We start from the raw sequence: 23130 nt of genomic DNA, 5'->3' as shown, positions 1-23130 counted from the left end.
GATACACCTACTACCCGCACACCGCCGAGGTCGGGTTGGGTGCGGCCGCCGAACTGCGCGGGCAGTCGTTCACGGTGCTCGCCGAAGTCACCGTGGACAGCGCCGACGCGCAGGGCGTCTTGTTCAAACAGGGCGGCGCACACGGCGGCCACGTGCTGTTCCTCGCCGACGGCCGGCTGCAGTACGTCTACAACTTCCTCGGTGAGCACGAGCAGACGTTGGTCTCACCCGATCCGATCCCGTTGGGACGGCACATCTTCGGTGTGCAGTACCGGCGGGCCGGCACTGTCGAGGGCAGCCACACCCCGCTCGGCGACACCGCGCTGTACGTCGACGACACCGCGGTGGCCGAGTTGGCGGGGATGCAGACCCACCCCGGCATGTTCGCGCTCGCCGGGGGTGGCATCTGCATCGGCCGCAACACGGGATCGGCGGTGTCACAGCAGTACCGGGCACCGTTCGCCTTCACCGGCGGCACCATCCGGCAGGTCACCGTCGACCTGTCCGGCGAGCCGTATCAGGACCTCGAACGCGGACTCGCAGCCGCTTTCGCCAAGGACTGATCGATGAACCCGATGGCGATGGGTGTCGGTGCACTGGCTGTCGTCGCGATGGTGGGCTGCGGCAACGGCGGCCCCGCCAACAGCCCGGTCGCCCCCGCCACCACCGTGGCGGCACCGGTCACGACCGCTCCCGCGGTGACCACCTCGTCGAGCCGGCCCGCACCCGAATTCGCCCTGCCCGCCTACGGCGTCGAACCCACGACCAGGCGGGCACTGGCCGCCGGTGAGATCACCTGCCCACCCCCGGGCGGACCGACCGTCACGGTGCGCAGCCCGGCGCCCGGTTCACCGACGCTCACCGTCGGGATACCCGACGGGTTCACCGAGGTGGTACCGCATGAGGAGACCGTGCGGCTGGCCGGACCGGCTGGGGTGACAGCCGAGGTCAGGCTCACCCCGACCACCGCGGACGCGCAGGACGCCTTCGACCAGTACAGCAACGAGCGCGTCGCGAAGTTCTCCATCAACAGCGTCAGCGTGCTGCCCGGAGACCTGTGCGGCTACAGCGGGCAGAAGCTGATGGGCGTCCTGGCCGACCGGCCGGGCAAGGGCATCCGCTACGCCGACCGGATCGTTCACGTGTGGACCAACGGCGGCGACTTCCTGGCCGCCGTGCGCGTCGAAGCCCCAAGTGGCACACCGGAATTCGACCAGGCCAGTGCGGCGCTGCTCGCCGACTTCGGCATCACCATGCCGGGCTGAGCCGACCGATGGCCGGGCGCGACTAGCCTCGGTGGCGTGGCCACCGAACTCATCGAGCTTCCCGGCGGGACCTTCCGGATGGGCTCGACGGCGTTCTACCCCGAAGAAGCCCCTGTGCACGCCGTGACCGTCGGTGCGTTCGCCATCGAACAACATCCGGTCACCACTGCCCAGTTCGGCGCGTTCGTCGAGGCCACCGGATACGTGACGGTCGCCGAACAGCCGATGGACCCCGCGTTGTATCCCGGTGTGGACGAGGCGGACCTGGTGCCCGGCGCCCTGGTGTTCAGGCCCGCCGAGGGCCCGGTCGACCTGCGGGACTGGCGGCAGTGGTGGGACTGGGCGCCCGGCGCCAACTGGCGTCGGCCCTTCGGCCCCGACCGCGAGCCCGCCGCACCGGACCACCCCGTCGTGCAGGTCGCCTATCCCGATGCGGCGGCCTACGCCGCCTGGGCCGGCCGCCGGCTGCCCACCGAAGCCGAGTGGGAGTACGCCGCCCGCGGGGGAGTCGAGGGCACCTACGCCTGGGGCGACGACGTCACCCCCGGCGGAGCGCTCATGGCCAACACCTGGCAGGGCCGGTTCCCGTACCGCAACGACGGCGCGCTGGGCTGGCGTGGCACCTCACCGGTCGGAAGCTTCCCGGCCAACGCGTTCGGCTTGGCCGACATGATCGGCAATGTGTGGGAGTGGACCACCACCCGATTCGCCGGACATCACCGGCCGGATGCCGACGCGCCCGCGTGCTGCCCACCGCCCGCGGACCCCGATCCGATGGTGAACCAGGTGCTCAAGGGCGGTTCGCACCTCTGCGCGCCGGAGTACTGTCACCGCTACCGCCCGGCCGCGCGATCACCGCAGTCACAGGACAGCTCGACCACCCACATCGGGTTCCGCTGCGTGACCAGCTGACCCCGCGACGCACTCACGCCGAGTGTGCGTGCAGATCGCGTTTCAGCCCGCAGATGCGATCTCACCGCACGTTCGGCGAGTAGATCTGCGGCGATTTGGTGCATTCGCCGTGCTCACCTACTATGTAGGGGTTGCCTTGGGCAGACCTCGGTTGACTGCTGTTTAAGAGTCGGCCCTGCGTGCCCTTCGGTAACAAAGACCGCGCACGTCCAGGTCGGTATCTGGCGTGCATACAAATCCAGGTCAGGAGATCGAGTGATTCAGCAGGAATCGCGGTTGAAGGTCGCCGACAACACGGGCGCCAAGGAGATCTTGTGCATCCGCGTGCTCGGTGGCTCATCGCGACGCTACGCCGGCATCGGTGATGTCATCGTTGCGACCGTCAAGGACGCCATCCCCGGCGGCAACGTCAAGCGCGGCGATGTCGTCAAGGCCGTCGTGGTCCGCACCGTCAAGGAGCGTCGCCGCGCCGACGGCAGCTACATCAAGTTCGACGAGAACGCGGCCGTCATCATCAAGGCCGACAACGACCCGCGCGGTACCCGCATCTTCGGGCCGGTCGGCCGCGAACTGCGCGAGAAGCGCTTCATGAAGATCGTTTCGCTGGCGCCGGAGGTTTTGTGATGAAGGTCCACAAGGGCGACACCGTTCTGGTGGTCTCGGGCAAGGACAAGGGCGCGAAGGGCAAGGTCATCGAGGCCTACCCGACCCGCGACAAGGTTCTGGTCGAGGGCGTCAACCGGATCAAGAAGCACACTGCCCAGTCGCAGAACGAGCGTGGCGCATCGTCGGGTGGCATCGTCACCCAGGAAGCCGCCATCCACGTGTCCAACGTGATGGTGGTCGATTCCGACGGCAAGCCGACTCGTGTGGGTTACCGCGTCGATGAAGAGACCGGCAAGAAGGTCCGCATCGCCAAGACCAATGGCAAGGACATCTGATGACCGCACCAGAAAAGGTTCAGCCCCGCCTGAAGCAGCGCTACCGCGAAGAGATCCGCGAGGCGCTGAACAAGCAGTTCGAGTTCGACAACGTCATGCAGATCCCCGGCGTGGTCAAGGTTGTCGTCAACATGGGTGTCGGTGACGCCGCCCGTGACGCCAAGCTGATCAACGGCGCGGTCGCCGACCTGGCCCTGATCACCGGCCAGAAGCCGGAGATCCGCAAGGCCCGCAAGTCCATCGCACAGTTCAAGCTGCGCGAGGGCATGCCCATCGGCGCGCGCGTCACGCTGCGCGGCGACCGGATGTGGGAGTTCCTGGACCGGCTGATCTCCATCGCCCTGCCCCGTATCCGCGACTTCCGCGGCCTCAACGGCAAGCAGTTCGACGGCACCGGTAACTACACCTTCGGCCTCAACGAGCAGTCGATGTTCCACGAGATCGACGTCGATTCCATCGACCGTCCCCGCGGTATGGACATCACCGTGGTCACCTCGGCGACCAACGACGACGAAGGCCGTGCGCTGCTGAAGGCGCTGGGCTTCCCCTTCAAGGAGAACTGAGCACATGGCAAAGAAGGCGCTGGTCCACAAGGCCAACAAGAAGCCCAAGTTCGCGGTTCGCGCGTACACGCGGTGCAACAAGTGCGGTCGCCCGCACTCGGTCTACCGCAAGTTCGGGCTCTGCCGTATCTGCCTGCGCGAGATGGCGCACGCAGGTGAGCTGCCCGGTGTGCAGAAGTCCAGCTGGTAATCCAGCCGGCATCTGCGCAGTAGACCACACAGACCAATCCAAACAGGTTGCGGAAGGCCCTGAACAGGGAACCGCCGCGAGGAAGGTGAGCCGGTTGTCATGACGATGACTGACCCGATCGCAGACTTCTTGACACGTCTGCGCAACGCCAATTCGGCGTACCACGATGAGGTGACCCTGCCCCACTCGAAGATCAAGGCGAACATCGCCGAGATCCTCAAGAAAGAGGGCTACATCTCCGATTACCGCACCGAGGATGCCCGCGTCGGCAAGTCCCTGGTGGTGTCGCTCAAGTACGGCCCCAGCCGTGAGCGCAGCATCGCCGGCCTGCGTCGCGTGAGCAAGCCCGGTCTGCGGGTTTACGCAAAGTCCACCAATCTGCCTCGGGTGCTCGGCGGCCTGGGCGTGGCGATCATCTCCACGTCCTCGGGCCTGCTCACCGACCGTCAGGCGGCACGAAGCGGCGTGGGCGGCGAAGTCCTCGCCTACGTGTGGTGAGGGGATAGAAGACATGTCGCGTATTGGTAAGCAGCCGGTCCTGGTTCCAGCCGGGGTCGATGTGACGATTGACGGCCGCAACGTCTCGGTCAAGGGCCCCAAGGGCACCCTGACCCTCGATGTCGCCGAGCCGATCACCGTCGAGCGCAACGAAGACGGCGCCATCGTGGTCAGCCGTCCCGATGACGAGCGGCGCAGCCGCTCCCTGCACGGGCTCTCCCGCACCCTGGTGGCCAACCTGGTCACCGGCGTCACCGAGGGCTACACCCGCAAGATGGAGATCTTCGGCGTCGGCTACCGCGTCGCACTCAAGGGTTCCAACCTGGAGTTCGCACTCGGCTACAGCCACCCCGTGGTGATCGAGGCGCCCGAGGGCATCACCTTCGCCGTCGAGACGCCCACCAAGTTCTCGGTCACGGGTATCGACAAGCAAAAGGTCGGTCAGATCTCCGCGGTCATCCGCCGCCTGCGCCGCCCCGACCCGTACAAGGGCAAGGGTGTGCGTTACGAGGGTGAGCAGATCCGCCGCAAGGTCGGAAAGACAGGTAAGTAACCATGGCTGCAAAGACTCAAGCTGCCGCCGTCCGCAAGCCGGTGGGGCAGAACATCTCTGAGACTCGCCGTAACTCCCGGCTGCGTCGGCACGCCCGGTTGCGCAAGAAGGTCTCCGGCACCGCCGAGACCCCGCGTCTGGTGGTCAACCGCTCGGCACGGCACATCCACGTCCAGCTCATCGACGACCTGGAAGGCGTCACGCTGGCGGCTGCCAGCTCGATCGAGGCCGACGTGCGTGCCGTCGAGGGTGACAAAAAGGCGCACAGCGTTCGGGTCGGTCAGCTGATCGCCGAGCGTGCCAAGGCTGCCGGCGTCGACACGGTTGTGTTCGACCGCGGTGGCTACACCTATGGCGGCCGGATCGCCGCGCTGGCGGATGCCGCGCGCGAGGGCGGGCTGAAATTCTGATGACTGTCAACGAGAGGACTGCATGATGGCCGAGCAGGCAACTGGTGCCGGCGGCCCAGGCGCTTCCGACAACCGCGGTGGCCGTGGCCGCCGCGACGACCGCGGTGGCCGTGGTGGCCGCGACAGCGGCGAGAAGAGCAACTACATCGAGCGCGTGGTGTCGATCAACCGCGTCTCCAAGGTGGTCAAGGGTGGTCGGCGCTTCAGCTTCACCGCGCTGGTCATCGTCGGTGACGGCAAGGGCATGGTCGGCGTCGGCTACGGCAAGGCCAAGGAAGTTCCGGCCGCCATCGCCAAGGGCGTCGAGGAGGCTCGCAAGGGCTTCTTCCGGGTTCCGCTGATCGGCGGCACCATCGTCCATCCGGTTCAGGGCGAAGCCGCTGCCGGTGTGGTGATGCTGCGTCCGGCCAGCCCGGGTACCGGTGTGATCGCCGGTGGTGCGGCTCGCGCGGTGCTGGAATGCGCCGGCGTGCACGACATCCTGGCCAAGTCGCTGGGCAGTGACAACGCGATCAACGTGGTGCATGCCACCGTTGCCGCGCTGAAGATGATCCAGCGTCCCGAAGAGGTGGCGGCCCGTCGCGGTCTGCCCCTCGAGGACGTGGCGCCGGCCGGCATGCTGAAGGCCCGGCGCGAGAGCGAAGCGCTTGCTGCCGCAGCAGCGCGTGAGGGATCGGCATAACCATGGCAGAACTCAAGATCACCCAGGTGCGCGGAACCATCGGCGCACGCTGGAAGCAGCGCGAAAGCCTGCGGACCCTGGGGCTGAAGAAGATTCGTCAGTCCGTGGTGCGTGAGGACAACGCGCAGACCCGCGGTCTGATCAAGGCCGTTCATCACCTCATCGAGGTGGAGGAGGTGAAGTCCTGATGTCCGTTATCAAGCTTCACGACCTGAGGCCCGCCCCCGGAGAGAAGAAGGCCAAGACCCGCGTCGGTCGTGGTGAGGGCTCCAAGGGTAAGACCGCCGGTCGTGGTACCAAGGGCACCAAGGCCCGCAAGAACGTCCCCGCGACGTTCGAGGGTGGCCAGATGCCGATCCACATGCGGCTGCCGAAGCTCAAGGGCTTCAAGAACCGCTTCCGGACCGAGTACGAGGTCGTCAACGTCGGCGACATCGCCAAGGCCTTCCCGCAGGGCGGCACCATCGGTGTCGACGAGCTGGTTGCCAAGGGCCTCGTTCGCAAGAACAGCCTGGTGAAGGTGCTCGGCGACGGCAAGCTGGCCGTCAAGGTCGACGTGACCGCCAACAAGTTCAGCGGTAGCGCCCGTGAGGCGATCTCCGCTGCCGGCGGTTCGGCTACCGAGCTCTAGTTTCGCTGCGCGAGCAGACACAAAACTGCCCCAAGACTTCGGTTTTGGGGCAGTTTTGTGTCTGTTGGCGGGGCTAGGTGAGCTGCGGGATCACGTCGGCAGCAAGCCGTTCCATCTGTTCGCGGTCCTCGGCGATCGTGGCGCCGGTGGGGTTGAGTACGACGGTCTGTGCCCCCGCTTCGAGCACCTCGCGCAGACCCCGGACCACGTCGTCCACAGTCCCGGCGACCGCCACCTCGCCCAGGTGCGTCCGGTCCCCGTAGATCCGCCGAAGGCCCGCGTCCACCCGCTCGCGAGCACGGGCAGGGTCGTCGTCGACGATCAGATACACCCGCTTGCCGATCCGGAATCCGGCCTGATCCTTGCCCTGCTCGTCGATTTCGCGGTGCACCGTCCGGACCGCCTCGGCGAAGGCCGCGGTGGTCGACGAGCCGGCTCCCAGAAACGCATCGCCGTAACGGACCGCCCGCGCCAGAGCCCTCGGCGCGTTGGCCCCGAACCAGATCGGCGGGTGTGGTCGCTGAACGGGTTTGGGGCTGATGGCCAGATCGTCGACATCGCGGAAGCGACCGTGGAAGGTGATCCGGGGTTCATCCGACCAGGCGGCTTTCATCAACTCCAAACCCTCGGTGAAGCTGGAGATGAATGTCGACGAGTCCACCCCGAACGCCGGGAACTGCCGGAAGCTGCCGCCCGGGGCCACGCCGACGTCGAGGCGGCCGTGGCTGAGCCGGTCCACCGCCGTGATCGCCGAAGCCAACTGCAACGGGTCGTGCAACGAGGTGACCAGAACCGCGACCCCCAGTCGCAGCCTCGTGGTGACCGCCGCGGCATACGACAACAGCTCCAACGGGGCGATCGTCGGTGCCGGCCCCACGGTCTGCTCGATCGTCCAACCGCCCTCGAAACCGAGTTCCTCGGCGCGGGCCAGATACGCCTTGAAGGCCGCGTCGTCGAAGCCGTCGTGATCGAGTTGCGGGAGCGAGATGGAGAACGTCACCCGTCTCACGGTACGACGGTGGTCCGGTAGGGCGACAGTTCTCGTCGCCGCGCGCGGAATCCGCCGATCGGTAGGCTCGGTCCATGTTCGCTTTTCTCCCAGGACTACCCGGCCCGGACGATCTCAAGGTGTTGGCCCGGCGCGTGGACACCGCCCGGCACAACGGAGTGCCCAACGGGTGTGTGCTGGAGTTGGATCTGATGTCGACCCCGCCGGAGACCGCCGGATTCGATCCGTTGGCCGTGATCGCGGGCGGGGGCCGCCCGCTGGTGTTGCGGCAGGCCGTCGCCGCGATCCACCGCGCAGCCGAGGACGACCGGGTGGCCGGGTTGATCGCGCGGGTGCAGTTGCCCGCTGCTGCGCCCGGCCCGGTACAGGAACTGCGGGATACCATCGCGGCGTTCAGCGCGGTGAAGCCCACGGTGGCCTGGGCCGAGACGTACCCCGGCACGCTGTCTTATTACCTGGCATCCGCCTTCCGCGAAGTGTGGATGCAGCCTTCGGGCACAGTCGGGCTGGTCGGTTTCGCCACCAATGCAATGTTCCTGCGCGACGCGCTGGACAAGGTGGGTGTCGAGGCACAGTTCGTCGCGCGCGGCGAATACAAGTCCGCGGCAAACGTTTTCACGGAAGCCCGCTACACCGACGCGCAGCGTGAGGCCGACGGCCGGATGATCGAAAGCCTGCAATCGCAGGTGTGGCAGGCCATCGCCGAATCGCGGGGCCTGACCTCGGAGGCGGTCAACGTACTGGCGGACAAGGCGCCGGTGCTGCGAGATGACGCCGTCACCGCCGGCCTGATCGACCGGATCGGGTTCCGTGACGAAGCCTATTCACGCATCGGGGAACTGTCGGGCGGGCCGACCGAGGCAGGCGCCGATGCCGACAGTCACCCCGATGCTCCACCGCGGCTTTATCTTTCGCGCTATGCGCGGACCACTCCGAAGGTTCCGACGCCACAGATACCGGGCCGTAAGTCGAAGCCAACGATCGCGCTGGTGACGTTGCACGGCCCGATCGTGAGCGGCCGCGGCGGGCCACAGGTGCTGCCGCTGGGTAATTCCAGTGCCGGCGGCGACACCATCGCCGCGGCTCTGCGTGAGGCCGCTGCCGACGATGAGGTGTCGGCGATCGTGCTGCGCGTCGACAGCCCCGGCGGCTCGGTGTCCGGGTCGGAAACCATTTGGCGCGAGGTGGTTCGGATTCGCGAGCGCGGTAAGCCCATCGTCGCCTCGATGGGGGCGGTGGCAGCATCGGGCGGCTACTACGTGTCGATGGCCGCAGACGAGATCGTGGCCAATGCGGGCACCATCACCGGGTCCATCGGTGTGATCACCGGCAAGTTGGTCTCCCGTGAGCTCAAGGACAAGTTGGGCGTCGGATCGGATTCCTTGCGTACCAACCCGAATGCCGATGCCTGGTCGTCGAACTCACCGTTCACCGACGAACAGCACGCCCAAATCGAAGCCGAGACCGACCTGCTCTACACCGATTTCATCACCCGCGTGGCCGAGGGGCGCAAGCTCTCGGTCGAGCAGGTGGACCAGGTGGCGCGCGGTCGGATCTGGACGGGCGCCGACGCCAAGGGGCACGGCCTCGTCGACGAACTCGGTGGCCTACGTACCGCGGTCACCCGCGCCAAGGTCCTGGCCGGGTTGGATCCGGACACCAAGGTGCGGGTGCTGAGCTATCCCGGTTCGTCCTGGTTGGACATGTTGCGGCCCAAGCCCTCCTCTCAACCCGCAGCCGCGTCGGTGCCGCAGGCCGTCGGCAACCTGCTGGGGCAATCGGTGGTCGGAGTACTCGAGAACGCCGGGCGCGCGGTGACCGGATCCCACGCGCTCTGGCTGGGAGAACCCCGGTTTTGACGCTTGCGATAGTTACGACGCGGTAGCGGGCGGCGCTTTGTCGGCCGCGGGGCTGTAACGTCAGATCTTGGCAACTATTGAATTGTCGACGAAACGACGGCCTGGCCCTGCGGTGTTCAACCCAGTCAGAGCAGCCGTAACAGAGTGCGCGGCGGGGAACGGTGTCGTCAGACACATGGAGGACTCGTGCCCGCGCACAAAAGCCCGATGAGGGGCTTCGGAGACAAACCGGAGATCGACTATCGCGAACCCTCCGAGGATCCGCCCGACCCCGGTGTGTTGAAGCGGGCCATCGCCGCGTCGGCGATCGGTAACGCCACAGAGTGGTTCGACTACGGTATCTACGCCTATGGCGTGGGCTACATTTCCGCTGCCATCTTCCCCGGAGACGCCCAACAGGCGACCCTGCTGGCCCTCGCGACGTTCGCGGTGTCGTTCCTGGTCCGCCCGCTCGGCGGATTCGTCTGGGGGCCACTCGGCGACCGGCTGGGCCGTAAACACGTGCTCGCGATCACCATCGTGTTGATGGCGGGCGCGACGTTCTGCGCCGGCCTGATTCCGTCCTATGCCGCGATCGGGATGTGGGCCCCGGTGCTCATGGTCGCGCTGCGGATGATCCAGGGCTTCTCCACCGGAGGAGAATACGGCGGAGCCGCGACATTCATGGCCGAGTACGCTCCGTCGCGTCGGCGCGGTTTCCTCGGCAGTTTCCTCGAATTCGGCACCCTCGCGGGCTTTTCGATGGGCGCGCTGTTGATGCTCGGCTTCTCGGCGCTGCTCTCCGATGAGCAGATGGGGCAATGGGGTTGGCGGCTACCGTTCCTCGTGGCCGCTCCGCTCGGACTGGTCGGTGTCTACCTACGTTCGAAGCTGGAGGACACCCCGATCTTCCGCGAACTCGAAACCAAGGGGGAGCGGGAAGGTGGGCCCGCGTCCGAGCTCAAGGATCTGGTGGTCGAGTACTGGGGCCCCATCCTGCGATTGGGCGGTTTGGTCGTTGCGCTCAACGTGGTCAACTACACGCTGCTGACCTACATGCCGACGTATCTGGAGCAGACGATCGGCTTGTCGAGCAGCCACGCCCTGGTGGTACCCATCATCGGCATGCTGTCGATGATGGTGTTCCTGCCGTTCGCGGGCCACATCTCCGACCGGGTGGGCCGCAAACCGATGTGGTGGGTCTCGCTGATCGGCCTCTTCGTCGCCGGCATCCCGATGTTCCTGCTGATGTCCACGAACATGGTCGGTGCAATCATCGCGTTCGCGGTGCTGGGCCTGCTCTATGTGCCCCAGCTGTCGACGATCTCCGCGACGTTCCCGGCGATGTTCCCCACCCAGGTGCGTTACGCCGGCTTCGCCATCGCCTACAACGTGTCGACATCGCTGTTCGGTGGCACCGCCCCGGCAGTCAACGATTGGGTGGTGGCAAAGACCGGTGATCAACTGGTGCCGGCCTATTACATGATGATTGCCTGCGTGATCGGGATGATCGCGCTGATCAAGGTGCCCGAGACCGCGCGATGTCCGATCAGCGGCACCGAGATACCCGGAACACCGGAAGCGCCACCGCAGTTGGATTACGAGCCCGAGCCCGAGCCCGAGCCCGAACCCGAGACCGACAAAGGTACGCCGTCTGCGTCAACCGGCCGGTAGTCGCGCGATCAACCGGTCGACGGCGTCCTCCATGTGGGCCAGCATCAACTTGTCCGTGAGTGCGACGTCTCCGGACTGGATGGCGCCCGCCAGTGCCTGGTGCTCGTTCACCCGGTCGGTGGCGGTGTCGTAGGTGTCGGCCAGTGCGTGCACACACATCCTGGTCTCGACAAGAAAGGTCTGGTGCAGGCGCGAGAGCCGCGGGCTGCCTGCGAGTTCGACGAGCACCTCGTGGAAACGCATGTCGGCTTCGCTGACTTCATCGAGGTCGCGGGCTGCTGCCATCTCGTCGACCACGGCGAGTAGCGCGTCTCCGGCGCTCGCATAGTCGCCCTGCAGGATCTGGCGGCTCGCGGTCCGCTCGATCGCCTCGCGGGCCAGGTACATGTCGCGGATCTCGCCGGAGTCCATCGTGTTGAGGAACACTCCGCGGTTGCGGATCGCGATCAGCAGACCTTCCTGCGTGAGGCGCTGCATGCCCTCACGCAGGGGTCCGCGGCTGACTCCGAAGCTGCGCGCCAACTCGGCCTCGCCGAGTTGCGTGCCGGGGACGAGCTCGCCGTGCGCGATGGCCTGCCGGAGCTTCTCGGCGACGATGCTGGGTGTCGACTCCTGCTCGACGGGAGTGATGAAGTCGGTCACGGCCTGGCTCCGAACAGGCGGCCGAGCCCGGGGAGCGGCGGCACGGGGCCGAGCAGGTGCAGGCCCTTCCAGACCGTCACCTGGTTGGCGGTGAGCACCGGTTTACCGACGGCGCATTCCAGCTGATCGATGAAACCCATTGTGTGCATGGCGGTGTCTGGTACCAGCACGGCATCGGCGTCGGGGTGGTCGGCCGCTGTGACCATGGCGAGCACCTGTGCCTGCGGCAGCCGGCCAACCTCGGCCGCGGTAAGGATGTCGTGGCTGCCCATCGACACCACGTCGATGCCGCCGGCCGACAGGAACGCGACGAAGTGTGCCGCCACGTCCCCCGGGTAGGAGGCGGCCACGGCAACCCGGTGGATACCCAAGTGCTGCAATGCATCTACGAAGGCGATCGATGTCGACGAAGCCGGGACGCCGGACGCGGCGGCCACGTCGTCGGCTTGGCGTCGGGCTCCGTCGCGCCCGAAGACGAAACTGCCCGACGTACACGCCCACATCATCGAATCCGGACGTGCCGCCCCCAGGCGCATGACACCGTCGGCGAGGCGTTCGGTCCGGCCGAGGTCGAGGAGGGCATCGACACGATGGGCGTCCTCGCCGACCGACGTGATCGCGACGGGCAGTCTGACCGCCGCCTGCAGACGTGCCTCCAGCGCGCCGAAGTCGTCTTCGGCGCTGTGGCCGGGATAGAGGATCCCCACCGTGGTCATACATCGTCCTTTCAAGGGTGGCCAGGTCGCTACCGCGCGTTCAGGTCTCCAGCAGTCGCTGACCGGCTCCGACGGCCTTGCGACCCGCGACGGCCAGTGCCGCCCACATGGTCACCTGGTTGGCGGTGACCACCGGCTTGCCGAGCTTGCGCTCCAGCGGTGCGATCAGATCGTAGGTCGGCAGATTCGTGCAACTGATGACGACAGCCTCGGCGTCGGAACAATCTGTGGCACAAACCAACTCGGCCGTTGTCGCATACGGCACCGCCCAGATCTGCGATGTCATCCCCAGGCCTGCGGTGGCGGCCACCTCGATCCCGGCTTCCATGAGGTAACTGGTCAGCCCGCTCGTCAGGTCGGCGGTGTAGGGAGTGACCGTGGCGACCGTCTTCACCCCGAGGTGCCGGAGCGCGGCGAGCATGGAGCCGCTGGTGGTCACCGCGGCCGGGGCTCCGGCCGCGCGCATCGCCGCGACCAGTGCGGCCTCGCCTGCCATTCCCTTGACGAAGCTTCCCGCGGTACACGCATAGGCCGTCACCAGCGGAGCCACCGCGAGCACGTTCGCGGCGCCGGCCTCGACCTGCTCGGGTTCGGAGACATGCACCGCCATGTCGACCGTCACCGGCAGCGGCGCATATCGCAACCGGGTGACGTAGAGGCTGACGTCGTTGGGCGCCCAACGCCACAGTTCGCGGTCGAGGGCGAAGTCGTACGGTGTCACAACACCTATCCCCACCTGCTGTAACGGTGGGGGAGGAATGACTTCCTCGAGTGTCATGTCCATAGTGTGAGGCCGAGTCGGCCAACCGGCAACAGATTGTTGACAATCCTACGAAGACGCCTAGCCTCGGAACCGTGCCGCCTGCAGCCGCCCGCCCCGTGATCGCGGTGCTGTGTGAGCACGAGACCGACCGGGTGCCGGGCCTGTCCTGCGTGGATGCCGACTTGCGCTACTGCGACGCCGACGGGCTGGGGCAGGCGGTCGAGGGGGCGCGGGCCCTGCTGCTGTGGGACTATTTCTCCACTGCGTTGCGTGAAGTGTGGGCGCATGCGGATGCGCTGGAGTGGATTCACGTCCCCGCGGCCGGTGTCGACACGTTGCTGTTCGACCGGCTGCGGGAGTCGGACGTGGTGGTCACCAATGCCCGCGGTGTATTCGACCGTCCCATAGCTGAATACGTGCTCGGCGCGGTGTTGGCCCATGCCAAGGGGACCCAGGCCAGCCTGGATTTCCAACGCCGGCATGAGTGGCGCTACCGCGAGACCCGCAGCATCGCGGGTGCGAAGGCACTCGTGGTCGGGACGGGCGGCATCGGCCGTGAGATCGCGCGTCTGCTGCGCGCGGCCGGTCTGTCGGTGCGCGGCGCCGGGCGTAAGGCGGTCGCCGAGGATCCGGATTTCGGTGCGGTGGTCACCACCGACGATCTGGTTTCGGCCGTCGGCTGGTGCGATCACCTCGTGCTCGCGGCTCCGCTCACCCCGGCGACGCGTGGCCTGGTGGACGCGGCCGTCCTGAAGGCGATGAAACCCGATGCGCACCTTGTGAATATCGCGCGGGGACCGATCGTCGACGAGGATGCGCTGCTTGCCGCGCTGACCGAACACCGCATCGCCGGAGCCACCCTGGACGTGTTCAGCATTGAGCCGTTGCCCGCCGGACACCCGCTGTGGGACGCGCCCGGTACCGTCATCACCGCACACATGTCCGGCGACGTCGTGGGGTTCCGCGAGACTCTCGCCGATCAGTTCGCCGACAATGCGCGGCGCTGGCTGGCCGGGCAGCCGTTGGTCAACGTTGTCGACAAGGCGCTCGGTTACGTACCGGGGGAGCAGACGTGACCATCCCACAGGCCGTCGAGTTGCTCGAGGCCTACCGGACCAAGACGCTCTCGCCGGTGGAGGCGACCCGAGCGGCGCTGTCGGCCATCGACCACCACAACGACGCGGTCAACGCATTTGTGCTCGTTGACTCCGACGGTGCGATGGCCGCCGCGCGGGCGTCCGAAAAGCGTTGGCATGACGGGTGTCCGCTGGGCCCCGGCGACGGGATCCCGACATCGATCAAGGACGCGCTGTGGACCAGAGGCTGGCCGACCCTGCGTGGCAGCTGGCTCATCGACGAGGCGGGCCCGTGGAACGAGGACGCGCCCAGCGTGGCGCGGCTGCGCGAATCCGGCGCGGTGCTGCTCGGCAAGACCACCACTCCAGAGTACTCGTGGAAGGGCGTGACCGACTCGCCGCGCTACGGGGTGACCGGCAACCCGTGGGATCCCGCGGTGACTGCGGGCGGGTCGAGCGGCGGCAGTGCCGCGGCCGTGGCACTGGGCATGGGCGCGTGGTCGGTGGGCACCGACGGCGGTGGTTCGGTGCGCATCCCTGGCGCGTTCACCGGCACCGTCGCCCTCAAACCGACCTACGGACTCATCCCGTTGTATCCACCGAGCCCGTTCGGCACGCTGTCGCACGCCGGGCCGATGGCGCGCACGGTCGCCGACGTCGCCGCGTTGCTGGACGTGGTCACCGGGTTCGATGGGCGGGACTGGTCGGCAATGCCCTGTCCGCGTTCGTCTTTCCGCGCCGCGCTGACCGGTGGCATCGCCGGGCTGCGGGTCGCCTACTCGCCGAACCTCGGCTTCGGGGTCAACGACCCTGAGGTGGACATCGCGGTACGGGCAGCGGTGGAGGTGCTCGCGGCGGCAGGCGCGCACGTAGAGGAGGTCGATCCGGGCTTCGCCGACCCGGTGCACGCCTTCCAGGTGCTGTGGTTCGCCGGTGAGGCAAAGGTGTTGGAAGGCAAGCTGACTGGTCGGGACGCCGGGCGTATCGATCCCGGCCTACGGCGCACGGCCGAGACCGGGGCAACCTTCTCCGCGTCCGACTATCTGGATGCGACCGCCGTCCGGATGCACCTGGGGGAACTGATGGGCAGGTTCCACCAGACCTATGACGTCCTGGTCACCCCGACGCTGCCGCTGACCGCCTTCGCCGTCGGCCGGGACGTGCCAGACGGTTCGCCCTCACCGGACTGGACGAGTTGGACGCCCTACACATACCCGTTCAATCTGACCCAGCAGCCCGCACTTTCGGTGCCGTGCGGGTTCAGCGCGGGCGGCCTGCCCGTCGGAATGCAGATCGTCGGTCCCCGACATTCGGATGCCCTGGTGCTTCAGGTGGGGGACGTGTACCAGGGCGCCACGGACTGGCATCGCCGGATGCCCGCGCTGCTCGCCGAGGAGGTTGCATGAGCCGGTTGATCACGGTGTCGCTGGACAAACGCGGAGTCAGTTGTGTGGCCCGGCTCCTCGACGACGCGGCGCCGCGCACCTGCGCCGCGGTGTGGGACGCCCTGCCGCTGGCAGCACAGGTATTTCACGGCAAGTACGCCCGCAACGAGATCTACACCCTGCTGCCGGCGTTCGGCGCCAATCCCGGCAAGGAGAACACCACGGTCACCCCGATACCGGGCGATCTGTGCTGGTTCTCGTTCGACTCAGACGATCTGGGCAACCCCGCGTACGGATACGAGAACAGCGCCGGCACCGGAACCACCGGCGCGATCGTCGACCTCGCGCTGTTCTACGGCCGCAACAACCTGCTGATCAACGGAGACCAGGGCTGGGTGCCCGGCAACGTATTCGGCGAGATCATCGAGGGACTCGACGACATGGCCGCGGCCTGCCAGGACCTGTGGATGGGCGGAGCCAGGGGCGAGACGCTGCGCTTCGCCAGGGTATCGTGACGCCGCTCAGTCCAGAGTGCCGCTGACGTAGACGATTTCACCCATCGGGTCGTTGTCGTCGCGGTCGGGCACCGGCAGGCCGTGGCGGACGAACAGCTCCGACCGGGGCGTACCGGACATCTCCCAACCCTTGGCGTTCAGATAGTCGGCGGCCGAATGCCTCTCGCCGTGGTAGATCAGCGACGGCATGTCCATGTTCAGACCGAGCTGGCTGAACGTCGCGGTGGCGGCGCGTGCCTTTTCCGGGTCGAAATCCTTGAGCGCGGGGACGAATTCGGTGGCCACCGCGCTGCCGGGTGCGCTGAGCGCGGCGATGTTGTCGAACAGCCGGTCCTGCGCCTCGGGCGGCAGGTAGATCAGTAGACCCTCGGCGCACCACGCGGTCGGTTTTGCCGGGTCGAATCCCGCGGCGCGCAGGGCGGCCGGCCAGTCGTTCCGCAGGTCGATCGGTACGGTGCGTCGTTCCGCCTTCGGCTCCGCGCCAAGGTCGGCGAGGGTGCGCGTCTTGAACTCGATCACCTCGGGCTGGTCGATCTCGTAGACCACGGTGCCCGCCGGCCAGGGCAGCCGGTATGCGCGCGAGTCCAGGCCGGAGGCCAGGATCACCGCCTGCCGGATACCGGCCTCGCCCGACGTGATGAAGAAGTCGTCGAAGAACCGGGTACGCACGGCCATCTCGTCGATATTCGAGCGAGCGCGCTCGGCTGCATCCGGTGCGAGCTGGGCGAGGGTATCCAGACTCAGCTCACCGTCGACCATCTTGGTGAACACGTCGATGCCCACCGCGCGCACCAACGGCGCCGCGAACGGATCGTCGATCAGGCCGTGGGAATCCTGGCTGGCGATCGCCCGCCCCGTGGCCACCAGAGTGGCGGTGGCGCCGACGCTGGAGGCCAGATCCCAACTGTCGTCATCGGTTCGTGCCATCGTGCGCCTCCCGGTCGTCTACTTCGATGTCTTGAGTGTTGCTGACAGATAACCAGAATCACCGGCGAGGTCGTCAAGCTCCTCGGGGTAGGGGAAACCGTGCGACGCGTAGGCGGCCCGGGTGGGCTGCACAGTCGCGTCCCACCCGTGTGCGGTGAGGTAGTCGCGGGCGGCTGTTCGCTCGCCGGAGTAGAACAGGTCCTTCAGATCCATATCGGAGCCGACCTTCTTCGACCACTGGCTGACCCGCTCGGTCCACTTGTCGTTGAGCGAGGCGGCGTCCATGTGCTCGGTGGCGAGCCGGCTACCCGGGGCGCTGAGCGCGGTGATGTTGTCGAACAACCGGTCCTGGGCTTCCGGCGGCAGATAGATCAGCAGACCCTCGGCGATCCAGGCGGTCGGCAGCTGTGGATCGAAACCGTTGGCGCGCAACGCCGCGGGCCAGTCATCGCGCAGGTCGACGGGCACGGTGTGCAGCTCGGCGGCCGGCTCGGCCTCGAGATCGGTCAGGGTGCGGGTCTTGAACTCCAGCACTGCCGGCTGATCCACCTCGAACACGACGCTGCCGGCCGGCCAGGCCAGCCGGTAGGCGCGCGTGTCCAGGCCGGAGGCCAGGATCACCGCCTGCCGGATACCGGCCGCCGAAGCATCGGTGAAGAAGTCGTCGAAAAAGCGGGTACGGACGGCGATCTGCTCACACATCCGCTGCCGGTCCAGCATCACATCGCCCTCGACGCACACCTCGCCGTCAGCGAGCCGGATGCTGTGCTCCAGACCGACCGCACGCACCAGCGCGTCGGCGAACGGATCGTTGATGAGTGGGTCGGGCTGCTTGGTGGCCAGCGCCCGGGAGGCCGCGACACCGGTCGCGGTCGCGCCGACGCTCGTGGCCAGATCCCAGCTGTCGCCTTCGGTGCGGGTCATGAAATGGTGCTCCTAGTCTCGGATGGCGATGACAGCCTGCGAGTTGCGTTGTGGCGCAGCGGCTTCTGCGGTGGGGAATTCGCGGCCGTATTCGGCGAAAAGCTCAGGCCGGCGCCGGGCGGTGACCGACCATCCGCGGTCGGTCAGGTAGTCGACGACCGAATTGCGCTCGCCGTCGTACCAGAGGTTGGCCAGGTCGAGGTCCAGTCCGTGCTGACGCCACTGCTCGCTCAGCACCTGTCCGCGCTCGCGCAGGTCCACCGCCATGCCCGGCAGGTGATACTCGGTGGCCAGCCGGCTGCGCGGGGCGCTGAGCGCGGTGATGTTGTCGAACAACCGGTCCTGGGCGTCAGGGGGCAGATAGGCCAGCAGGCCCTCGGCACTCCATGCGCTCGGTGCGGTCGGATCGAAGCCGGCCGCCCGCAGGGCCGCGGGCCAATCATCCCGGAGATCGACGGCCACCGTGCGGCGGTCGGCCGTTGGGGTGGCCCCGATCTGCGCCATGGTGGCCGACTTGGCGCCGATCACCGCGGGCTGGTCGATCTCGTAGACCACCGTGCCGTCCGGCCACGGCAGCCGATAGGCGCGCGAGTCCAGGCCCGAGGCCAGGATCACGGCCTGCCGGATCCCGGCGTCGCCGGCAGCTGCGGAATTGCCGCCTATGGCCGCACCGTTGGAACTGCCGCCTACGGCGGCCTCCGTGGAATTGCCGCCTACGGCAGCCTCCGTGGAATTGCCGCCTACGGCGGCGGTGAAGAAGTCGTCGAAGAACTTTGTCCGCACCGCCATCACACCGGTCATCAGCGCGGCGCCGTCGGCCAGCTCGCCGTCGAGGTCGATCTCGCCGTCGACGAGTTTGGTGAAGAACTCCACCCCGACCGCACGCACCAGATCCGCCGCGTAGGGGTCGTTGATCAGCGGATCGGGTTCGGCAGACGCCATCGCGCGGGCCGCGGCGACCATCGTCGCCGTCGCACCCACGCTGGAGGCCAGATCCCAGCTGTCGGCGTCAGACCGTGCCATCGCTCGCCCGCCTCACTTCTCGGCGCTGATGTAGAGGACCGATGCCGCGTGGGCCTCATCCTCGACCGGGGGCAGACCCGTACGGACCAGCAGATCGTTGGACGAGATGCTCGTGGTCTTCCAGGCATGCCCTTCCAGATACGTCGTCACATCGGCACGGTCTCCGAGGAAGATCAGCTCGTTGAGGTCCATGTCCAGGCCGTGTGCCCGCCAGCGGTCGGTGAACTCCTGCATTCTGGCCCGGATCGTCTCTTCGTCGTTGGACTCGGTGGCGGGCACGCCCTCGACACCGAATCGGCTGCCAGGCGCACTCAGCGCGGTGACCTGGTCGAGCAAACGGTCCTGGGCGTCCCCCGGCAGATAACCCAGCAACCCCTCGGCGATCCATGCGGTCGGTAGCGACGGGTCGAACCCGGCCTCCGTCAACGCCGAGGGCCAGTCGAAGCGCAGGTCGATGGCAACGGTGCGGCGGTCGGTGGTCGGTACCGCGCCGAGGTCCGCCAGGGTGGCGCTCTTGAACTCGATCACCTCGGGCTGATCGACCTCGTAGACGACGGTGCCGTCCGGCCACGGCAGCCGGTAGGCCCGCGAGTCCAGTCCGGTCGCGAGGATGACCGCCTGCCGGATACCGGCACGGCACGCGCTCAGGAAGAAGTCGTCGAAAAATCGGGTGCGGGCGGCCATGCCGTTGGCGAATCGGATCAGCCCTGTTGTGGCCTCCTCGTCGAGTCCTTCGGTGGTGAAGTTCTCGTCGGCCAGTTTGGTGAAGAAGTCCATCCCGACAGCGCGGACCAGGGGAGCGGCGAAGGGGTCGTCGATCACCGGATCATCGGCATTGGTGGCCATTGCGCGCGCTGCCGCGACCATCGTCGCCGTGGCACCCACGCTGGAGGCCAGATCCCACGAGTCGTCAGCAGTCCGGGCCATGAATTCCCCTTTGTTCAGTCGAAATCAACGTGTTAGTTAGGTGGTGTAATGAGCTGTCGCCGACTGTACGCTCCGATTCTGAAGAGAAGCTCTGCTCCGCAGCTCGGCCGGACACCGGCCGGATCGAGGCGGGCGGGCGCGGGTGCATGACGGGGGTACTCGGGGGCAACTGTTACTCTCGTAGACTGATTTGACGACTGAGTTCGCAGGCTGCGCGCCTGCCGGGCGGTCGTACACGACTTGACCATTGACGCTGGCTCCACCAGCCCCGTTTGGCACGCCGCGCTGAGAGGTCGGCTGCGCAGGAGGAAGAGTGCTTTCGGCTTTCATCTCATCGCTGCGGACGGCCGACCTCAGACGCAAGATCCTGTTCACGTTGGGCCTGGTGATTCTCTACCGGGCCGGCGCGTCGATCCCGTCTCCGGGGGTTAACTACCCGAACGTCCAAAAGTGCATCGAGCAGGTCAGCGGCGGCGACTCCGCCCAGATCTACTCGTTGATCAACCTGTTTTCCGGCGGCGCGCTGCTGCAGCTGACGGTGTTCGCGGTGGGCGTCATGCCCTACATCACCGCCAGCATCATCGTGCAGCTGTTGGTCGTGGTGATTCCGCGTTTCGAGCAGTTGCAGAAGGAAGGCCAGGCCGGTCAGGCCAAGATGACGCAGTACACGCGTTATCTCTCGATCGCGCTGGCGGTCCTGCAGGCCACCAGCATCGTGGCGCTGGCCGCCAACGGCGGGCTGCTGCAGGGCTGCAGCCTCGACATCATCCAGGACAGCTCGGTCTTCGGACTGATCGTCATCGTGCTGGTGATGACCGCAGGCGCAGCGCTGGTGATGTGGATGGGCGAGCTCATCACCGAGCGGGGCATCGGCAACGGCATGTCGCTGCTGATCTTCGCCGGTATCGCCGCCCGGATCCCGTCCGAGGGCCAGACCATCCTGGAGAGCCGCGGCGGCCTGGTGTTCACCGCCGTCGTTGCCGCGACGCTGCTGATCATCATCGGCGTGGTGTTCGTCGAGCAGGGCCAGCGCCGTATCCCGGTCCAGTACGCCAAGCGCATGGTGGGCCGCAAGATGTACGGCGGTACCTCCACCTACCTGCCGCTCAAGGTCAACCAGGCCGGCGTCATCCCGGTGATCTTCGCGTCCTCGCTGATCTACATCCCGCACCTGATCACTCAGCTGATCCAGAGCGGCAGCTCCAACCCGGGCACCGGATGGTGGGACAAGTTCGTCGCCGACTACCTGACGAATCCCGCCGATCCCGTCTACATCGCGATCTACTTCGGCCTGATCATCTTCTTCACGTACTTCTACGTGTCGATCACGTTCAACCCGGACGAGCGCGCTGATGAGATGAAGAAGTTCGGCGGATTCATCCCGGGCATCCGTCCCGGCAAGCCCACCGCGGACTACCTGCGGTACGTGCTCGGCCGGATCACCCTGCCCGGTTCGATCTACCTCGGTGTGATCGCCGTTCTGCCGAACCTGTTCCTGCAGATCGGCAACACCGGCTCGGTACAGAATCTGCCGTTCGGCGGTACCGCGGTTCTCATCATGATCGGTGTGGGCCTGGATACCGTGAAACAGATCGAGAGCCAGCTCATGCAACGTAACTACGAAGGGTTCCTGAAGTGAGAGTCGTTCTACTCGGACCGCCCGGTGCGGGCAAAGGCACGCAGGCAGAGAAGCTGTCCGAGAAGCTCGGCATCCCGCAAATCTCCACCGGGGATCTGTTCCGCAAGAACATCGGTGACGGCACTCCGCTCGGACTGGAGGCCAAGCGCTACCTGGACGCCGGCGATCTCGTGCCGGCCGAGCTGACGAACCGCCTCGTGGAGGACCGTATCGACCAGGCCGACGCCGCCGACGGGTTCATCCTCGACGGCTACCCCCGTTCGGTCGAGCAGGCGGGCGCGCTCAAGGACATGCTCGCCGCGCGCAACCACAAGCTCGACGCAGTGGTGGAGTTCCAGGTGTCCGAGGACGAGTTGCTGACCCGGCTCAAGGGCCGTGGCCGCGCCGACGACACCGACGAGGTCATCCGTAACCGCATGAAGGTCTACCGCGACGAGACCGAGCCGCTGCTGGAGTACTACCGCGACGACCTCAAGACCGTGGATGCGGTGGGCGCCCTCGACGAGGTGTTCGCCCGCGCATTGCAGGCACTGGGTAAGTGATCAGATTGCCGGGGTTGCGCAAGCGCAAGGTCGTTGCGCAGCGCAGCGCCGGAGAGTTGGACGCGATGGCTGTGGCCGGGGCGCTCGTCGCCTCGGCACTGCGGGCCGTCCAGGCGGCCGCCGCCCCCGGCGTGTCCACACTCGAGCTGGATCAGATCGCCGAGTCCGTCATCCGTGACGGTGGCGGCACCCCGTCGTTCCTCGGCTACCACGGATTTCCGGCCAGCATCTGCGCCTCGGTCAATGACCGTGTGGTGCACGGCATTCCGTCAGCGGGCGAGAAATTGGCCGCCGGTGATCTGGTGTCCATCGACTGCGGCGCGATCGTCGACGGGTGGCACGGTGACTCGGCCGTCACCTTCGGCGTCGGCGCACTCATCGCCGCCGACGAAGCTCTTTCTGCAGCAACGAAATCCGCCATGGAGGCCGGGATCGCCGCGATGCTGCCCGGAAACCGGCTGACCGACGTCTCGCACGCGATCGAGGTCGAGACCCACGCCGCCGAGGCCCGGCACGACCGCAAGTACGGCATCGTCGACGGCTACGGTGGTCACGGTATCGGCCGCCAGATGCACATGGACCCGTTCCTGCCCAACGAGGGTTCACCCGGCCGCGGGCCGTACCTGGAGCCCGGCTCGGTACTGGCGATCGAGCCCATGCTGACCCTGGGCACCACCGAGACCGTGATTCTCGACGACGAGTGGACCGTCGTCACCGCCGACGGGACCCGTGCGGCGCACTGGGAGCACACCGTCGCCGTCACCGAAAACGGCCCCCGAATCCTCACCCGGTAATTAACGCCAGCAATCAATACTCGAAACGCGCGCCATCGCTGGTGTCAGCCGGAGCGCAAAGGTTCTAATTGAACCGGATCGCCACCAACGT

The 23130-nt window shown here is 67.0% G+C and carries 28 protein-coding genes and 1 pseudogene; 21 read left to right on the top strand and 8 right to left on the bottom strand.

The annotated features are described in order from the left end of the window. The 13 genes and pseudogenes from A5779_RS15415 to rplO all read left to right on the top strand — a co-directional run. A pseudogene (locus A5779_RS15415) lies at nt 1-563 on the top strand (arylsulfatase); the annotation flags it as partial. A gap of 3 nt (nt 564-566) precedes the next feature. Beyond that, entirely contained in the window at nt 567-1265 is a 699-nt protein-coding gene (locus tag A5779_RS34525) for a hypothetical protein (protein WP_236734776.1), read from the top strand. 36 nt (nt 1266-1301) lie between these two features. After that, nucleotides 1302-2177: a formylglycine-generating enzyme family protein gene (locus A5779_RS15405; protein ID WP_064883275.1), complete on the top strand. Its 876-nt coding sequence runs from the start codon at nt 1302-1304 to the stop codon at nt 2175-2177. A 255-nt stretch (nt 2178-2432) separates the two neighbouring features. Next, nucleotides 2433-2801 carry a 50S ribosomal protein L14 gene (gene rplN, locus A5779_RS15400; RefSeq protein WP_003883432.1) on the top strand — a complete coding sequence of 123 codons (369 nt, stop codon included), beginning with the start codon at nt 2433-2435 and terminating at the stop codon, nt 2799-2801. Then, nucleotides 2801-3118 (top strand): 50S ribosomal protein L24, encoded by a 318-nt coding sequence (rplX, locus tag A5779_RS15395; RefSeq protein ID WP_003883431.1) that lies wholly within the window; start codon nt 2801-2803, stop codon nt 3116-3118. The genes rplN and rplX overlap by 1 nt, the downstream gene beginning before the upstream one ends. Continuing rightward, on the top strand, nt 3118-3681 hold the full coding sequence (gene rplE / locus A5779_RS15390) for a 50S ribosomal protein L5 (protein WP_055109951.1): 564 nt from the start codon (nt 3118-3120) through the stop codon (nt 3679-3681). Before rplX ends, rplE begins: the two co-directional genes overlap by 1 nt. Nucleotides 3682-3685: 4 nt before the next feature. After that, nucleotides 3686-3871 carry a type Z 30S ribosomal protein S14 gene (locus A5779_RS15385; RefSeq protein WP_003892855.1) on the top strand — a complete coding sequence of 62 codons (186 nt, stop codon included), beginning with the start codon at nt 3686-3688 and terminating at the stop codon, nt 3869-3871. Nucleotides 3872-3970: 99 nt separating this feature from the next. Continuing rightward, nucleotides 3971-4369: a 30S ribosomal protein S8 gene (gene rpsH, locus A5779_RS15380; protein ID WP_029106887.1), complete on the top strand. Its 399-nt coding sequence runs from the start codon at nt 3971-3973 to the stop codon at nt 4367-4369. Nucleotides 4370-4382: 13 nt separating this feature from the next. Next, a complete protein-coding gene (rplF, locus tag A5779_RS15375; RefSeq protein ID WP_055109950.1) occupies nt 4383-4922 on the top strand; it encodes a 50S ribosomal protein L6 in 540 nt (179 codons plus the stop codon). 2 nt (nt 4923-4924) lie between these two features. Then, nucleotides 4925-5332, top strand: a complete 408-nt coding sequence (gene rplR, locus A5779_RS15370) for a 50S ribosomal protein L18 (RefSeq protein ID WP_055109948.1) — start codon at nt 4925-4927, stop codon at nt 5330-5332. 25 nt (nt 5333-5357) lie between these two features. After that, on the top strand, nt 5358-6014 hold the full coding sequence (gene rpsE, locus A5779_RS15365) for a 30S ribosomal protein S5 (protein ID WP_072279034.1): 657 nt from the start codon (nt 5358-5360) through the stop codon (nt 6012-6014). A gap of 2 nt (nt 6015-6016) precedes the next feature. Beyond that, nucleotides 6017-6202: a 50S ribosomal protein L30 gene (gene rpmD / locus A5779_RS15360; protein ID WP_029106891.1), complete on the top strand. Its 186-nt coding sequence runs from the start codon at nt 6017-6019 to the stop codon at nt 6200-6202. Continuing rightward, nucleotides 6202-6645 carry a 50S ribosomal protein L15 gene (gene rplO / locus A5779_RS15355; RefSeq protein WP_064883273.1) on the top strand — a complete coding sequence of 148 codons (444 nt, stop codon included), beginning with the start codon at nt 6202-6204 and terminating at the stop codon, nt 6643-6645. Before rpmD ends, rplO begins: the two co-directional genes overlap by 1 nt. A 73-nt stretch (nt 6646-6718) precedes the next feature. Here rplO and A5779_RS15350 read toward each other — a convergent pair whose 3' ends face one another. Continuing rightward, on the bottom strand, nt 6719-7645 hold the full coding sequence (locus A5779_RS15350; RefSeq protein WP_064883271.1) for an LLM class flavin-dependent oxidoreductase: 927 nt from the start codon (nt 7643-7645) through the stop codon (nt 6719-6721). An 83-nt stretch (nt 7646-7728) separates the two neighbouring features. Between A5779_RS15350 and sppA the strand changes: the two genes are divergently transcribed. Together sppA and A5779_RS15340 are read left to right on the top strand one after the other, a co-directional pair. Continuing rightward, a complete protein-coding gene (sppA, locus tag A5779_RS15345; protein WP_064883269.1) occupies nt 7729-9513 on the top strand; it encodes a signal peptide peptidase SppA in 1785 nt (594 codons plus the stop codon). A 207-nt stretch (nt 9514-9720) separates the two neighbouring features. Beyond that, nucleotides 9721-11166, top strand: a complete 1446-nt coding sequence (locus A5779_RS15340; RefSeq protein WP_064883292.1) for an MFS transporter — start codon at nt 9721-9723, stop codon at nt 11164-11166. Here the strand turns inward: A5779_RS15340 and A5779_RS15335 are convergent. Genes A5779_RS15335 through A5779_RS15325 form a run of 3 tightly spaced genes read right to left on the bottom strand, consistent with a single transcriptional unit; the run spans nt 11152 to nt 13302 of the window. Beyond that, a complete protein-coding gene (locus A5779_RS15335) occupies nt 11152-11808 on the bottom strand; it encodes a GntR family transcriptional regulator (RefSeq protein WP_064883267.1) in 657 nt (218 codons plus the stop codon). The two genes, A5779_RS15340 and A5779_RS15335, sit on opposite strands and share 15 nt — an antisense overlap. After that, complete coding sequence (locus A5779_RS15330; protein ID WP_064883265.1) at nt 11805-12524, bottom strand: maleate cis-trans isomerase family protein; 720 nt, start codon at nt 12522-12524, stop codon at nt 11805-11807. Before A5779_RS15330 ends, A5779_RS15335 begins: the two co-directional genes overlap by 4 nt. Before the next feature lie 40 nt (nt 12525-12564). Further along, nucleotides 12565-13302 (bottom strand): maleate cis-trans isomerase family protein, encoded by a 738-nt coding sequence (locus A5779_RS15325; protein ID WP_064883290.1) that lies wholly within the window; start codon nt 13300-13302, stop codon nt 12565-12567. 77 nt (nt 13303-13379) lie between these two features. On the opposite strand from A5779_RS15325, the gene A5779_RS15320 reads away from it, so the two are divergent. The 3 genes from A5779_RS15320 to A5779_RS15310 are packed head-to-tail and all read left to right on the top strand — an operon-like array spanning nt 13380 to nt 16263. Continuing rightward, nucleotides 13380-14363, top strand: coding sequence for a D-2-hydroxyacid dehydrogenase (locus A5779_RS15320; RefSeq protein WP_236734775.1), 984 nt, complete (start codon nt 13380-13382; stop codon nt 14361-14363). Continuing rightward, nucleotides 14360-15769: an amidase gene (locus A5779_RS15315; RefSeq protein WP_207549080.1), complete on the top strand. Its 1410-nt coding sequence runs from the start codon at nt 14360-14362 to the stop codon at nt 15767-15769. Before A5779_RS15320 ends, A5779_RS15315 begins: the two co-directional genes overlap by 4 nt. Next, a complete protein-coding gene (locus tag A5779_RS15310) occupies nt 15766-16263 on the top strand; it encodes a DUF3830 family protein (RefSeq protein ID WP_064883261.1) in 498 nt (165 codons plus the stop codon). The genes A5779_RS15315 and A5779_RS15310 overlap by 4 nt, the downstream gene beginning before the upstream one ends. Nucleotides 16264-16269: 6 nt before the next feature. On the opposite strand, the gene A5779_RS15305 is transcribed toward A5779_RS15310, so the two are convergent. The 4 genes from A5779_RS15305 to A5779_RS15290 form a co-directional block, all read right to left on the bottom strand. Then, on the bottom strand, nt 16270-17190 hold the full coding sequence (locus A5779_RS15305; protein WP_064883259.1) for a class I SAM-dependent methyltransferase: 921 nt from the start codon (nt 17188-17190) through the stop codon (nt 16270-16272). 18 nt (nt 17191-17208) lie between these two features. After that, nucleotides 17209-18114 carry a class I SAM-dependent methyltransferase gene (locus A5779_RS15300; RefSeq protein WP_064883257.1) on the bottom strand — a complete coding sequence of 302 codons (906 nt, stop codon included), beginning with the start codon at nt 18112-18114 and terminating at the stop codon, nt 17209-17211. A gap of 12 nt (nt 18115-18126) precedes the next feature. Then, complete coding sequence (locus A5779_RS15295; RefSeq protein WP_330220070.1) at nt 18127-19056, bottom strand: SAM-dependent methyltransferase; 930 nt, start codon at nt 19054-19056, stop codon at nt 18127-18129. A 93-nt stretch (nt 19057-19149) separates the two neighbouring features. Beyond that, nucleotides 19150-20064, bottom strand: coding sequence for a class I SAM-dependent methyltransferase (locus A5779_RS15290; RefSeq protein ID WP_064883252.1), 915 nt, complete (start codon nt 20062-20064; stop codon nt 19150-19152). Nucleotides 20065-20377: 313 nt separating this feature from the next. Here A5779_RS15290 and secY point away from each other — a divergent pair, with 313 nt between their 5' ends. From secY to map, 3 genes are read left to right on the top strand one after another with little or no spacing between them, the layout of a single operon-like run. Then, on the top strand, nt 20378-21703 hold the full coding sequence (gene secY, locus A5779_RS15285) for a preprotein translocase subunit SecY (RefSeq protein WP_064883250.1): 1326 nt from the start codon (nt 20378-20380) through the stop codon (nt 21701-21703). After that, nucleotides 21700-22245: an adenylate kinase gene (locus A5779_RS15280; RefSeq protein WP_055109924.1), complete on the top strand. Its 546-nt coding sequence runs from the start codon at nt 21700-21702 to the stop codon at nt 22243-22245. Before secY ends, A5779_RS15280 begins: the two co-directional genes overlap by 4 nt. Further along, nucleotides 22242-23039: a type I methionyl aminopeptidase gene (gene map / locus A5779_RS15275; protein ID WP_064883248.1), complete on the top strand. Its 798-nt coding sequence runs from the start codon at nt 22242-22244 to the stop codon at nt 23037-23039. The genes A5779_RS15280 and map overlap by 4 nt, the downstream gene beginning before the upstream one ends. The last annotated feature ends 91 nt before the right edge of the window (nt 23040-23130 follow it).

It is taken from the genome of Mycolicibacterium peregrinum (assembly GCF_001665625.1).
In the GTDB taxonomy this organism is placed as follows: Bacteria; Actinomycetota; Actinomycetes; order Mycobacteriales; family Mycobacteriaceae; genus Mycobacterium; species Mycobacterium peregrinum_B.
The sequence above is the reverse complement of the archived record's forward strand: the minus strand, read 5'-3'. Positions and strand labels throughout refer to the sequence as shown.

Coding starts and splice junctions, on each gene's coding strand:
- A5779_RS15310 (WP_064883261.1), top strand. CDS start 15,766: ATGAGCCGGTTGATCACGGTGTCGCTGGACAAACGCGGAGTCAGTTGT.
- rplX (WP_003883431.1), top strand. CDS start 2,801: ATGAAGGTCCACAAGGGCGACACCGTTCTGGTGGTCTCGGGCAAGGAC.
- A5779_RS15290 (WP_064883252.1), bottom strand. CDS start 20,064: ATGGCCCGGACTGCTGACGACTCGTGGGATCTGGCCTCCAGCGTGGGT.
- rplE (WP_055109951.1), top strand. CDS start 3,118: ATGACCGCACCAGAAAAGGTTCAGCCCCGCCTGAAGCAGCGCTACCGC.
- A5779_RS15305 (WP_064883259.1), bottom strand. CDS start 17,190: ATGGCACGAACCGATGACGACAGTTGGGATCTGGCCTCCAGCGTCGGC.
- rpsE (WP_072279034.1), top strand. CDS start 5,358: ATGGCCGAGCAGGCAACTGGTGCCGGCGGCCCAGGCGCTTCCGACAAC.
- rplF (WP_055109950.1), top strand. CDS start 4,383: ATGTCGCGTATTGGTAAGCAGCCGGTCCTGGTTCCAGCCGGGGTCGAT.
- A5779_RS15295 (WP_330220070.1), bottom strand. CDS start 19,056: ATGGCGTCTGCCGAACCCGATCCGCTGATCAACGACCCCTACGCGGCG.
- A5779_RS15330 (WP_064883265.1), bottom strand. CDS start 12,524: ATGACCACGGTGGGGATCCTCTATCCCGGCCACAGCGCCGAAGACGAC.
- A5779_RS15340 (WP_064883292.1), top strand. CDS start 9,721: ATGAGGGGCTTCGGAGACAAACCGGAGATCGACTATCGCGAACCCTCC.
- rpsH (WP_029106887.1), top strand. CDS start 3,971: ATGACGATGACTGACCCGATCGCAGACTTCTTGACACGTCTGCGCAAC.
- rpmD (WP_029106891.1), top strand. CDS start 6,017: ATGGCAGAACTCAAGATCACCCAGGTGCGCGGAACCATCGGCGCACGC.
- A5779_RS15385 (WP_003892855.1), top strand. CDS start 3,686: ATGGCAAAGAAGGCGCTGGTCCACAAGGCCAACAAGAAGCCCAAGTTC.
- A5779_RS15300 (WP_064883257.1), bottom strand. CDS start 18,114: ATGACCCGCACCGAAGGCGACAGCTGGGATCTGGCCACGAGCGTCGGC.
- rplR (WP_055109948.1), top strand. CDS start 4,925: ATGGCTGCAAAGACTCAAGCTGCCGCCGTCCGCAAGCCGGTGGGGCAG.
- A5779_RS34525 (WP_236734776.1), top strand. CDS start 567: ATGAACCCGATGGCGATGGGTGTCGGTGCACTGGCTGTCGTCGCGATG.
- rplO (WP_064883273.1), top strand. CDS start 6,202: ATGTCCGTTATCAAGCTTCACGACCTGAGGCCCGCCCCCGGAGAGAAG.
- sppA (WP_064883269.1), top strand. CDS start 7,729: ATGTTCGCTTTTCTCCCAGGACTACCCGGCCCGGACGATCTCAAGGTG.
- A5779_RS15325 (WP_064883290.1), bottom strand. CDS start 13,302: ATGACACTCGAGGAAGTCATTCCTCCCCCACCGTTACAGCAGGTGGGG.